The 12,511-nt window shown below is 40.8% G+C and carries 14 protein-coding genes and 1 pseudogene; 4 read left to right on the plus strand and 11 right to left on the minus strand.

The genetic code is table 11. The features are described from left to right. Positions 1 to 222 precede the first annotated feature (222 nt). The 6 genes and pseudogenes from I8751_RS03695 to tnpA all read right to left on the minus strand — a co-directional run bounded on the left by I8751_RS03695 (position 223) and on the right by tnpA (position 1,943). Positions 223 to 462, minus strand: a complete 240-nt coding sequence (locus I8751_RS03695; RefSeq protein WP_214437804.1) for a YgiT-type zinc finger protein — start codon at positions 460 to 462, stop codon at positions 223 to 225. A gap of 12 nt (positions 463 to 474) precedes the next feature. Then, positions 475 to 720 carry a hypothetical protein gene (locus I8751_RS03700; protein WP_214437805.1) on the minus strand — a complete coding sequence of 82 codons (246 nt, stop codon included), beginning with the start codon at positions 718 to 720 and terminating at the stop codon, positions 475 to 477. After that, positions 704 to 973, minus strand: a pseudogene (locus I8751_RS03705) (BrnT family toxin); the annotation flags it as partial. The gene I8751_RS03700 and the pseudogene I8751_RS03705, both read right to left, overlap by 17 nt. Positions 974 to 1,045: 72 nt before the next feature. Further along, positions 1,046 to 1,330, minus strand: a complete 285-nt coding sequence (locus I8751_RS03710; protein WP_214437806.1) for a BrnA antitoxin family protein — start codon at positions 1,328 to 1,330, stop codon at positions 1,046 to 1,048. Further along, positions 1,320 to 1,505, minus strand: coding sequence for a BrnT family toxin (locus tag I8751_RS03715; RefSeq protein WP_225893936.1), 186 nt, complete (start codon positions 1,503 to 1,505; stop codon positions 1,320 to 1,322). The genes I8751_RS03710 and I8751_RS03715 overlap by 11 nt, the downstream gene beginning before the upstream one ends. 24 nt (positions 1,506 to 1,529) lie before the next feature. After that, the gene (tnpA, locus tag I8751_RS03720; protein ID WP_214437807.1) at positions 1,530 to 1,943 is read right to left on the minus strand and encodes an IS200/IS605 family transposase; all 414 of its coding nucleotides are present in this window, start codon (positions 1,941 to 1,943) and stop codon (positions 1,530 to 1,532) included. 30 nt (positions 1,944 to 1,973) lie between these two features. Between tnpA and I8751_RS03725 the strand changes: the two genes are divergently transcribed. After that, positions 1,974 to 3,269, plus strand: coding sequence for an RNA-guided endonuclease InsQ/TnpB family protein (locus I8751_RS03725; RefSeq protein WP_214437808.1), 1,296 nt, complete (start codon positions 1,974 to 1,976; stop codon positions 3,267 to 3,269). Positions 3,270 to 3,491: 222 nt separating this feature from the next. Beyond that, positions 3,492 to 3,755, plus strand: a complete 264-nt coding sequence (locus I8751_RS03730; protein ID WP_214437809.1) for a hypothetical protein — start codon at positions 3,492 to 3,494, stop codon at positions 3,753 to 3,755. On the opposite strand, the gene I8751_RS03735 is transcribed toward I8751_RS03730, so the two are convergent. The 4 genes from I8751_RS03735 to I8751_RS03750 form a co-directional block, all read right to left on the minus strand. Then, positions 3,729 to 4,886, minus strand: a complete 1,158-nt coding sequence (locus I8751_RS03735) for a GUN4 domain-containing protein (protein WP_214437810.1) — start codon at positions 4,884 to 4,886, stop codon at positions 3,729 to 3,731. The genes I8751_RS03730 and I8751_RS03735 overlap by 27 nt on opposite strands. 47 nt (positions 4,887 to 4,933) lie before the next feature. Further along, a complete protein-coding gene (locus I8751_RS03740; RefSeq protein ID WP_214437811.1) occupies positions 4,934 to 5,317 on the minus strand; it encodes a hypothetical protein in 384 nt (127 codons plus the stop codon). Between the two features lie 193 nt (positions 5,318 to 5,510). Then, a complete protein-coding gene (gene typA, locus I8751_RS03745; RefSeq protein WP_214437812.1) occupies positions 5,511 to 7,301 on the minus strand; it encodes a translational GTPase TypA in 1,791 nt (596 codons plus the stop codon). 409 nt (positions 7,302 to 7,710) lie between these two features. Beyond that, positions 7,711 to 8,244: a DUF4330 domain-containing protein gene (locus I8751_RS03750; protein WP_214437813.1), complete on the minus strand. Its 534-nt coding sequence runs from the start codon at positions 8,242 to 8,244 to the stop codon at positions 7,711 to 7,713. Between the two features lie 536 nt (positions 8,245 to 8,780). Between I8751_RS03750 and I8751_RS03755 the strand changes: the two genes are divergently transcribed. Beyond that, the gene (locus tag I8751_RS03755) at positions 8,781 to 9,635 is read left to right on the plus strand and encodes a M48 family metallopeptidase (protein ID WP_214437814.1); all 855 of its coding nucleotides are present in this window, start codon (positions 8,781 to 8,783) and stop codon (positions 9,633 to 9,635) included. Between the two features lie 229 nt (positions 9,636 to 9,864). Here the strand turns inward: I8751_RS03755 and I8751_RS03760 are convergent, their stop codons facing one another. After that, positions 9,865 to 10,623, minus strand: a complete 759-nt coding sequence (locus I8751_RS03760; protein ID WP_214437815.1) for a metallophosphoesterase family protein — start codon at positions 10,621 to 10,623, stop codon at positions 9,865 to 9,867. A gap of 503 nt (positions 10,624 to 11,126) precedes the next feature. Between I8751_RS03760 and gorA the strand changes: the two genes are divergently transcribed. After that, positions 11,127 to 12,467, plus strand: a complete 1,341-nt coding sequence (gene gorA, locus I8751_RS03765; protein WP_214437816.1) for a glutathione-disulfide reductase — start codon at positions 11,127 to 11,129, stop codon at positions 12,465 to 12,467. Positions 12,468 to 12,511 lie beyond the last annotated feature (44 nt).

The raw sequence follows: 12,511 nt of genomic DNA on the forward strand, positions 1-12,511 counted from the left end.
ACTCTTTGCCAGTACAACTATTATACGCTTTCAAAATAACTGATTTGTTTTTGATCGCTCCTTTCCTTATATGATTTACTCCATTGCGTCAAATCTCTGCTGATAAATGGCGATGTCTACGACGGGCTACGCCTACGCAGTTTCACGAATAGTCATGAAAATAATCCTTTTTCAGTCCAGGGCGATCGCTTTTTGTAAAAATATTGCTGGCTAGCGCGTTAATTATGCTGATTCTAGATGAATAACTGGAATTTGTTCGGTTCTTTCAGGAGGTTTTGCTCCAGTTGCAACAGCATGAACCGTATGAAGAATATCTGCTGAATAGTAACGATTGCCGCAGGTATCACAAACACCAATCGTCACATCTTCAAGGATGACGAATCCATCTCTATGCTTAAATGCCTCGCGCTTGATGGTTCGGGGTTGAACGGTTTCTTCGCAATACTCGCATTTATAATCCATGCACCTCAACTTTTATTCTTTTTGCTGTACTGTATTGTTGGATTGCTGACTCTGGGCAACCTTGATTAACAACCTCAATGCCTCATTGACCGCTTCTCCGTTGGGAAAAGCTTGGGCAACATCGGGATCTAAAAGTACTAGGTTGTTTTTGTTACGATATTGCTCAACATATTTACCTCTAATTCCTCCTTCCATTTGAGCGAAGTCGTACTCAGGACGTAATTCATCTTCCATTTCGTTTTCAACTTCCTTGTTCATAAAATCTCTTCTCTTGGCGAGTAGCTTTTCGAGCGCTGATAATTCGTATCTTTTCCTCTCTATCAGTATGTGCAACAACTAAGAGTTGTCCAAACCTAGATAAGCCAATAATAACGTAACGACTTTCTCCAATAGAGTGGTCAGGATCGGGAAAAGTTACAGATAATGGGTCATTAAATACGGTTGCGGCTTCCTGAAAAGAAACACCATGCTTCTCAAGGTTTAGTGTTGCTTTGTTTGGATTCCATTCAAATTACATTTACAAATCTCTTTGCCTTTCCTTTCCAGAGTGGCTAAATCTAGGGCAAGGGCGATCGCAATTGCACTATTTTTGAGTAACTTCAGTCAGGGCTTCATGGATAACCTCATCGCTAACACCATGACGCTTCAAGCTAGCAATCAGTGCTGAGATAGTATCCCCCTCTAGTCGTTCCAGATCAGTTCTGAGTCCTTGCCCAATATAAGCGCGAATTAACGGTTGATAGCCAGAAAATCCCAGTAATGGCGCTATTCTTTTCAAATCTTCAATGACATCTTCGGGGATGCGAATTGTGATTGTAGTCATTGGACGATTTTTATCGAGTCGCTTTTTCAATGCTTCAGCTTTCATAATATTCTCGCTCCTTGCGTGTCGCTTTTCGAGCCGAAATGATCCGAATTATTTCGTTTTCACGTTCAATGTAGACGACATACAGAAGATTCCACCGTTTGTCTAAGCCAACAAATACCTCAAGGGGGTCGCCCACCATACCAGAGGTTGATGGGTGGGGAATTGAGGCAAACATTCTGTAACTGAACAAAGTGAATCCTTATTTTTGGGGTGATTGTTGTTGCTGCACATATTGTTTTAACTGTTCAACTGTTACCCCACCACAACTAGCTACAAAGTAAGAACCTGTCCACAACACAGGTTTTGTGTAAACCTTGTTCAACTCTTGAGAGAATTCTTTACGAATTAGTCGACTAGAAACAGTTTTGAGGTTAGCAATAAATTTACTGAGTTCAATTTGTGGATGATAACGAATTAGTAAATGTACATGGTCAACCTCGCCATTGAATTCTACTAATCTACACTCCCATTTAGTACAGGTATCTTGAAATATTTCAGCCAGCCGAGATAGCATCGGCTCATTAATTACTTTTTTTCTGTATTTAGTCACAAAAACTATGTGAGCAGTAAGAGAGTAAACTGAGCGAAAACCTTTATCATATAACTCTTCCATTAAACAGCAATAACTGATATAATTACTTACATGATTCTAACTTACTGTTACAGAATTAAACCTAGTGCCCACCAAATAACTCTGATGTCAAACACATTGGAGCTACTTCGTCGGCACTGGAATTATGCATTAGGGCAGAGGTTAGATGCGCTTAATAGAAGTCGTTGTCAGATTGACCGATGCTCAATAGTCAGCGAACCAATTGGAGAGATCCCAGAACGAATTAATTACTATACCCAGCAAGCAGATTTAAAGCAAACGAAGATACTGTTTCCTGATTACAAAAATATCTGGGCAGAATCTCAGCAAGTCAATTTACAGCGTTTAAATAAAGCATGGGAACGTTGGTTAATCCCAGATGCTCACGGGCGAAGAGGAGGTCGTCCTAGATTTAAAAAACCAGGTGAACTCAGGTCTTTTGTTTACCCACGAGTGAACTGCCCAAAAGCAGGCGCTTACCTTCAACTTGATAACAGATTGAAACTCAGCAAAATCGGTGAAATGCCTGTCATTATGCACCGACCACTACCAGAGGGTTTTGTACTTAAGACTTGTACGATTGTCTGCAAAGCCGATGGATGGTATTGCTGCATTTCTATGCAAGATAATTCTGTGCCGCAATTATTACCACTTGATGAAGTTGAATCGGCTGTCGGGCTTGATGTTGGACTGAAAGAATTTTTGACAACATCAGATGGTGACACAGTTGCTATTCCACAAATTTATCGTCAAACTCAACATCATCTGGCGCGACAACAACGTAAACTAGCTCGTCAGAAAAAAGGCTCTCGGCGGCAAGCAAAGAAGAAAAACCACATAGCCAGAATTCATCAAAAAATTGAGCGTCAGAGGAAAAATTTTCACTACAAAACAGCACACAAATTAGTCAAAAATTTTGACTTAATTGGGGTAGAAGACCTAAATATCAAGGGTCTTGCTAGAACAAGATTGAGTAAATCAATTCTGGATGCAGCATGGGGAGCATTTATCAATATCTTGGAGGCAGTGGCGGTAAAACGCGGTGTCCGAGTAGTTAAAGTTAATCCCCATTCCACTAGCCAGAATTGTTCAGGCTGCGGTCACAAGGTACTAAAAACCCTGTCTGTTCGTTTACATGATTGCCCGAAATGTGGACTATTGATGGATAGAGATGAGAATGCCGCAGTTAACATTTTAAATCGGGCAATCAGCGAGGTGGGACTCATCTTGCCTGTGCGTGGAGGCTTAGGGGTTGCCCTGCCCGTGAAGCGCGAAGCTTTTTTAGAATTTGATGGTTCTCAACTATCTTTCTCTAAATTAGAAGCTCCTGTTATACCGCAAGGTTAACGGGAGAGAACGTCACACGAAAGTGACATTATTAAGCACGAAATACACATCCATACCTTACATAGTAGACATTGTGTATTTACGTTGTCAATACGTTTTATGAAAAAGAGACATTTCCGTAAGGGCGATGTCTACGACTGGCTACGCCTACGCACTGTAAATCTATGCTAGGGTTTGGCGTTAGCGAAGCTGTCCGAAGGCATCGCAGTTTCACGAATAGTCATGAGAATAATCCTTTTTCAGTCCTCTTCATTTTTACTCAAGGATTTGAATAAATGTACGGCAAGGGCGATCACTTTCTGTAAAAATGCCTACTGGTTAGCGATCGCCCTTGGCTTGCGTCGTTATGGAATTTATGCCACGACAACCAATGATGTTGAATTACGTACTCAAAGCAATGAAGCCCAGTTAGCATTTATTAAGGAAACAAGGTTTTCGTACACAATAAACTGGCAACAATTATATACGCTCAACAAGGACTTTTAGTATTTCAAAATCAATATGACATCTTTCTGATTTACCTGATCTGAGCATTAAAAGTATTGGAAGATGACCCGATTGTGCTGTCCGCCAATAGTAAATATCAGAGTAGTATAACCAATTTCCTTCTTTTCGCCAGCCAACTTCATCACCAAATTTTTTTTGGATTTCATATCTATTATAAGTGGTATCAGAACCATCGCCAAGACGTTTCCAAATACGTTTTTGAGCGCTAAATCCAAACCGTCCATTGCTATACTTTAACCAGAGTTTATTTATATTATTTAAGTCTTTTCGGGGAAGGACTTTTATATATTCTGAGCCAAAACTGTTTGTCAAGTAAGTTTTGTATGGTGAGTTTTCTGGTAACTCTTTATGAGATATTACATAGATTATTTTAGCCGTTTCTAAATCAGCCTCTTCCCATTTTCTAGCTTTAAGTAATTCATCTAATTTCTGATAACAACCGGAAACTACTTCAGTGAAATCTTTAGAAGAAGTATGACTATAAACTGTAGCACTAGTAACAACTTCTCTTGCTACCTCGTTTTCATCATTAGTTTTCTTAGTATTAGTACTAAAGGATTTTTTCCACATAAAAAGCTTTTTTCTAACCTTGGGCTTTTTACGGGCTTCTTCTGCTAATTCAGTTGCAATTTCCGTCTTCGCATCTTCTTCACTATAACCCTGATTTTGCAGTTCAGTTATTAACTCACGAATTTCTTGTGCAACTTCTGAAAAATTTTGATCGATGTTAATAACATCTCCATGTATCTCAATGTAATCACCATTAATATTTATATTTTCGTTGTAATTACCTTCTGGATAGATATTGCGAGGCTCATTTATATCATCATTTAGTGAACTTTCTTCTAGACTGTTTTGTTTATATTTAACTCTTGAAATATATAAATAAAAACCTAATCCAAATATAAGTATGCCTAAAAAGATAGCATAAATTATTTGAGATTTTGCTAAAATACTAGTAATAATTGTTTGCCATAAATTAATAATAGTTAGGTATATAGACCTAATTAAAACTATGCCAAACGAACAGTATATTAATTTCTCTACCAACGAAAGCCGATTGCTCAGAAGATAAAACTCTCTGCATATTTGCTTTATTGGGATTTTCATATTTCAACTTTTGAATAGCGCTTTATGGCATCGAAATAGTTGACATTTTAAAATGGCAAAGGAATATTTAATGAAGCAAAAACTAATTTAATCACATTTAGCGTAGCTTCTCCTATGACAGCATTTGCAGCAGCATCACGTATTGATTGCCCTAATTTAACAAGCTTACCTTTAGTTGTGGGATTCTTTTTAACTTCATTTGCCCAGTCTTTAGCTACCTTCTGTTGAGCATCTTGGCGACTATAGCCTTGATTTTCTAGTTGATGCAATAACTCTTGTATCTGTGTAGTAGCTTGATATAAATCCTGACTAATATTTGTGTAATTACCGTGTACTTGTAAATAATTACCTTCAATAGAAATAGAATTGTTAAAGTTACCACCAGCCCCTAAATATATATTGTAAGTATTATTGCGGTTTCCATCGCTCATATAAAAAACTCTCTAACTATTATGTTTGCGAATCTAATTTTACTGATTCGCTCTAAATCGATTATTAATTTATACTAGCGTATAGTGCTAGATTTAACTACCACAGCACTAATAGAAGTAAAAAGCCTGCTGATGCAGGCTTTGTTTTATCATGTTATTAACTAAGTGGATGGAGAAAACCCATCGACGTGAGTTACCGTTTCGCCAACTTTTTAGACATCTTCCGTAGACGAATCGATTGGGGTGTAACTTCCACCAATTCATCGGGGCCAATGTATTCCAAAGCACGTTCTAGACTCATGTCTACTGGGGCTTGCAATTGTACTAATTCATCGCCACCAGCAGCGCGGTGGTTGGTTAACTGCTTGGTCTTACAGATATTCAGTTCCAAATCTTGAGGACGGTTGTGTTCCCCCACAATCATACCTCTGTAAACTTTAGTGCCTGGAGTGATAAAGAATGAACCTCTATCTTCAGCATTCTTCATCGCGTAGAAGGTAGAAACACCTTCTTCAAAGGAGATTAGAACGCCTTTATTTCGGGCTTCAATATCACCACTTAGTTGACGGTAATCTAAGAAGCTGTGGTTCATGATGCCTTCACCACGAGTCATCCGCATAAATTCACCGCGGAAACCAATCAAACCACGGGCGGGAATGACAAACTCTAGCTGAGTGCGATCGCCACTACCTGGTTGCATATCTTGCATTTCGCCTTTGCGTTGTCCTAGGCGTTCGATACAACTACCAACAGCGTCAGCAGGAATATCTAACACTAGAAGTTCATAAGGTTCACAAGGTTGGCCGTTGATTTCTCGGTAAATTACCTGCGGCTGAGACACTTGAAACTCGAAACCTTCCCGGCGCATGGTTTCGATTAAGATACCCAAGTGTAGTTCTCCACGACCACAAACTAAGAATTTATCGGGAGAATCGGTTTCTTCGACACGCAAGGCGACGTTGGTTTCTAGTTCACGGAACAGGCGATCGCGTACTTGTCTTGATGTCACCAATTTACCTTCTTGACCAGCAAAGGGCGAATCATTCACCCAGAAGGTCATTTGTAAGGTTGGTTCGTCTACTTTAATTAATGGTAAGGCTTGAGGTTCGTTGGGGTCAGTAATTGTTTCCCCAATATAAGCATCGGCGAAACCAGCGACGGCAACAATATAACCAGCGGTGGCTTCTTCCATTTCCACCCGCTTCAAACCTTCAAAGCCCATCAACTTACTAATCTTAGACTTGACAATGGTGCCATCTTCTGTAACCAAAGCTGCCTGCTGTCCAGCCCGGATAGTACCGTTGTGAATTCTGCCAATTACAATCCGTCCCAGGTATTCAGAATAATCTAAGGTTGTGACTTGTAATTGCAGAGGCTTGTTGATGTCGCCTACAGGTGGTGGAACATGTTGCAGAATCGCATTAAACAAGGGTTGCATATCTACCGATTCTGCTTCCATGCTTTCTTTCGCAAAACCTCCCATACCGGAGGCAAACAGATAGGTAAAGTCGCACTGGTCTTCATCTGCTCCTAATTCCAAGAACAGATCCAAAACTTTATCAACAGCAACGTGGGGGTCAGCTTGGGCACGATCAATTTTGTTGATCACAACGATGGGGCGCAGCCCTTTTTCCAAAGCTTTTTTTAGCACAAAGCGCGTTTGGGGCATGGGGCCTTCGTTGGCATCGACAATCAAAAGACATCCGTCAACCATGCCGAGTACCCGTTCAACTTCACCGCCAAAGTCGGCGTGTCCAGGAGTATCAACAATATTAATTAGCGTGTCTTTGTAGCGAACCGCTGTATTTTTAGACAGGATAGTAATACCCCGTTCTCGTTCCAGGGCGTTGGAGTCCATGACACAATCCGGAACGTCTTCACCTTCACGGAAAATGCCGGATTGTTTGAGGAGTGCATCAACCAAGGTGGTTTTGCCGTGATCAACGTGGGCAATAATGGCGACGTTACGAATTGGGAGCGTCATAGAAGCTTTTGGTGAACTCTAGAGGGGGTTTTCTGATTTACATTTTGAATGCTAGGCTTTTCTAACAGAATTGGGGATGATCAGCAAATTCTGTAAAGAAGCTTTAATAATTCTAGCGTAATCGTCACAATTGCGGTGAGTTTTGTCAACGCTGTCAGCTAGTAGATGGGCAACCTTACGAAAATTCACTCGTACTCTGTGCCACAATTAATATGATTTTAACCGTAATTTTACTTTTGCTATAAGTATAACTTTGTAATTGATATTTATTTTAAAGACTTGAATGCACAATCTACTACTGTTTTTTAATTCCGTCAAATTCACATTTATTTAATATTTTGATACAAAAAAATAGCCCCCAAAGTGAGTAACAATTGGGGGAGCTATTACCCAAAAAAATATAGAAATGCTATTTGTCTTTCAATCTGACATCAATAACAGTCGCATTGAAATTATAGTTAAAGCCTTCCAATTCAAAAGGCATACCAATTTTCACTTTACTGTTACCTAAAACTGGGCCGTTGTCAGTTACTTGGGCTTTGCCTTCTAGAGTCAAAAGCATATCTGTACTAAAGTTATTTGCCCTTGGATCTGGCAGTTCTTTAACAGATCCGTCTGGTTGGGAAACTGTTACTGTTCTGGGTAGCAGTTGAATCGATTTTATCCCAATCTGACCATAAGGTTGGTTGCGGATAATGACGTTCGTTTTACCACCTTTCTTTAAACCATTGTTAAATAAACTTTCAGGGTCGCGTACGTTCAAACCGCGAACTGCTAAATCGACCTCAATGGGTACTGTTTTTGTACCAACTTGGGCAACAGAACCGGTAGTGCCGGGAAAGACAAAGATGCCAAATATAACTAGCAGAATTACCAGCGCAGCACCTAAATCGAGGATGTTAATCTTACCGAACAAGCGACCTTTGGAATCTAAAATAGCCATAAAAAATCTTTCCAGATACAAGCGAAGTAATTGATTGTAACAACAAGGCTAATGAGAGAAACAGCAATTTTCCCTACTTGGTAATAGCTCAAAGCGTCTGGGCGTTGCAATCATGCGACAGTCTATCACGAGTTTGGAAATGCAAAGTCAACAGGAGTAAGGGGAGAATATTAAAGTGAAAAAAGCAGGGGAGCAGGGGAGAAAAACCACCCACAAGGGGGAGCCAGTTTCGTGGGCGGGTTCCCCGACTTGAGTGAAGTGGCATCAAGGTTTGTACCTTTCCCCCTGCCTCTTATCAAGGGCTGTCTGGTCTATTTTAGAGATAAGGCAGGGATTTTCATGAAACTTTGAGCAGAGAAGTCACAATTTAGTATTTAAGAAACGGAATACTCTGGTCTCTGAATCCTGATTTATCCCATACTACTGCTTCGACACTATGCGTCTACGCATCTTCTTGTGTTGATTATGCAACTTAGAAAGCCCTTGATTCGTCTTGTGATCTTAGTGTTCTTCCGAAATTATCCTCATACCTGACTATGATTAATTGGAAAAATTTCTTGGCTAACCATCGTGTAAGGCAACGTCGCTGGTATTATCCGTTAATTTCTTTGGTGGTTGCCTTAAGTCTGACTTTGAGTACAGCCACCCCAGGTAAGGCGATAGACTTATTACCTCTTCTGTTCCAAGGGGCCCAGATACTTCAGCTATCTAATATATCCGAGCGCCAGGAGGTTGATCTGGGAAAACAAATGAATCAGCAATTGGTAAGCAGGGAAATTCGACTTAACCGCAATTCTGAAATTAATCGTTATGTAGAGCAAATTGGTCGACGTGTGGTAGCTAATAGCGATCGCCCCAACCTACCCGCTACTTTCCAAGTAGTTGAGGATGATGCTATTAACGCTTTTGCTACTTTGGGTGGTTATGTTTATCTCAATACAGGTTTAATCAAAGCCGCAGACAATGAAGCGGAATTAGCTAGTGTTATTGCTCACGAATGGGGTCACATTACTGGCAAACACCTAGTTAAACAGATGCGACAAAGAGCAGTCGCCAGTGGTGTAGCTACAGCAACCGGTTTAGATCGCAATCAAGCGGTAGGTATAGGTGTAGAACTAGCACTCAATCGTCCCCGTAGTCGTCAAGATGAATATGATGCGGATCAAAGAGGATTAAGAACTTTGACACGGGCTGGTTATGCCCCGTCTGGAATGGTTTCTTTTATGCAAAAGTTGCTGAAAAAAAGTTCTGTCCCTACATTTTTGAGTACTCACCCTGCAACTAACGATCGCATTAATGCTCTACAACGTGCTATTAATGCTAACCCTACCAATTCACGTTATGGGTTGGATAATGCCGCTTATAGAGCCAAGATCCGACCATTGCTGTAGTCTTGATTTCACAGTGCAAAATCAAAAAATACTTGACCATCAAAGCCCATCCCATACCTTGTTAAGCTAATCGTCCTTTAAATTGCACTATTTTCATAGTAATAAAAGCTGCAAGCCCTCTCCCTTGCTCCCTACCCCCCGCTCACTGAGCGTAGTCGTTGGCGAAGCCTCTCGTAGAGAAGTGCTGCCCCCCTGCGGTCTCAATGTGCTTTCTTATAGGCTTAACAGCTTATGCTCGCTGCTTCTTGCGGCGCTCAGGGACTTGGGATGGCTCAACAGCTATTACTCCTTCTGTTAAGGGCAGGGTACGGAGGCAATTGCTAAAAACGTTGACTTGATAAATCAGGTTATTTGTAATGTCTAATGCAGTTAACCAGCCGCTACGAGGATGATAAGCACCAGTATCTATGTCTAGCCAGCCTTGTCCTTGGGCTAGTTTACCAGGAGTAACACCAGGAAAAGTAAATGTGATTGTGTGACCAATGATAATCAGTTTATCAGGAAAGTATGGCTTTGCAATGCTGTGAAATTCATCTCGTATCCAGCAAAATTGCTCGGCGCTTTGTTCTGCTAGAGGTATGATAGGGTCAATTCCAGCATGAGTTAACCAAACATCCCCCAAATCAATATATGTGGGTAGAGCTTTGAACCAATCCAAATGCTCATCGGGAATAGTGCCTTCTTGGTAACTAGCTATAGTTGCTTGACCGCCACTGTACAGCCATGCTTGCATCGCGGGTGTAGGGATATTTTCGCTGGTGAGAATATTTAACAACATCTGCTCATGATTTCCTAGCAGACACCCATAATTATTTTGTTTAACAAAATTAACTACATGTGAACTATGAGGGCCACGATCAATTAAGTCCCCCAGAAAATAGATTTGATCATCTAATCCAGGGGCGATCGCCTCTAACAAAGTCATCAATCCTTCATAGTGACCATGCACATCCCCAATAACAATTCGACGTTGGCTAGTTTCGCTCATCGGCTCTAGGCTTGAATAGTTTACTTGAATACTTTTGCTACAGTTTAAGTGGTTTGGTTTCCGCAACGAAAGGTAAAAAGTACTTGACAAATTCCCTTTCCATTAATCTTAGTTATTATCTGCGAAATCAGCTTGACTTGCAAAGACGCAAACTTGCTTACTAGACATCTCCGTAAAAGTAATGTGAAAATCAGCTGTAATGAACTGCTTTACCAGTTTTCATCCCATTTTGTCCACCTAAAGGCAGTAGATAAAAGGTTGACAGAATAACTATAAAAAATGAGAGAAGTAAGTTAGCAAGAATAAATTAAAGTATGTTAAGTAACGTAAAAGTAATGAAATAATTTTGTAGTAAGCGGCTATAGCCCTTTTGGTAAAGCTTTGTGGGCATAGTTGTGCTTAACGCGTAGTGTCTCTTTGGTGCAGCCTCTCGTACAGAAGCTTTAATTATTTATGCCGTTCTACTTAGCTCTGCTTGCCAAATTAAAAAGGAACAGATGGTTATGACATTTGATTACGACCTGTTTGTCATTGGTGCTGGCCCTGGGGGATTGGCAGCAGCTAAAAAAGCAGCTAGCTATGGAGCGCGTGTTGCAGTTGCTGAAAAAGAAACGATTGGTGGTACTTGTGTAAATCGTGGTTGCGTTCCTAAAAAATTGATTGTCTACGCCGCTGACTTTGCTTTGCGCGATCGCATAGTGCACAACTATGGATGGAATGAGTGCCAACGGCATTTTGATTGGACAATATTTATGAAGTCCGTATACCAGCATGTAGAACACATCAACTACTCTTATTGTGAGCAGTTGCAAAAAGCTGGCATTGACTTAATTTGGGAACGTGCAACTTTTGTTGATCCTCACACTGTAGATTTAGATGGTCGAAAAGTTACAGCAGACAAAGTTTTAATTGCAGTGGGAGGAAAACCCAATAAACCCAACATTCCAGGTATAGAATACGCCATCACATCCCGTGAAATGTTTCACTTGCCCTATCTACCGAAGCGTTTGGTCATTATTGGCGGTGGTTACATTGGCACAGAATTTTCGAGCATGATGCACGCTTTAGGCTGTGAAGTCACGGTGATTGAAGTAGATGGAATGATTTTATCAGGGTTTGATGATGATATTCGCTCTTGCGTGCAACAGAGTTTAAGCAAACGAGGCATTCGATTTATTCTCAATAGCACTGTTCAAGAAATCACACTATGCGATGATAGTTTGCTAGTAACTACTGCTGGAAAGTCTCAAGAAACTGTCACCGCAGACACTATTTTAGTTGCCACAGGCTATACTCCAAATACCAAAAATCTCGGTTTAGAAAAAGCTGGAGTGGAACTTGGTGAAGGAGGTGCAATCAAAGTAAATGAATACTACTGCACCACCCAAAAAAACATTTTTGCTGTGGGTGACTGCATCGGCCGTGTACAGTTAACTCCAGTTGCCAAGGCAGAAGGTATTGCCTGTGTGAATACAGTTTTCGGCAACAAACCGCAAAAACTGAATTATGATTACATCCCTTCTGCTGTTTTTTCTCGTCCGGAAGCAGCTAGTGTAGGAATGACCGAGGCCAAAGCACGGGAAAAACTGGGTGAATCTGTGGAATGCTATTGCACCAACTTTCAAACACTGTTGTATGCATTAACTCCAGAAAATGAACCAACCACAGTCAAATTAGTAGTAGATAGTGCTTCTGGACAAGTTTTGGGCGCTCACATGGTAGGTGAACATGCAGCAGATATCATTCAAAGTCTAGGTGTAGCCATTCGCAAGGGTATTACTAAAGAAGACTTGGAGGACACTATCGGTATTCATCCCACCGCAGCAGAAGAGTTTTTATCATGATTGGGGCATTGGGGAGGCAGTGCGGTCTTCTCCCAAAGGGAGAC

Source organism: Atlanticothrix silvestris CENA357, from assembly GCF_016056295.1.
In the GTDB taxonomy this organism is placed as follows: Bacteria; Cyanobacteriota; Cyanobacteriia; order Cyanobacteriales; family Nostocaceae; genus Atlanticothrix; species Atlanticothrix silvestris.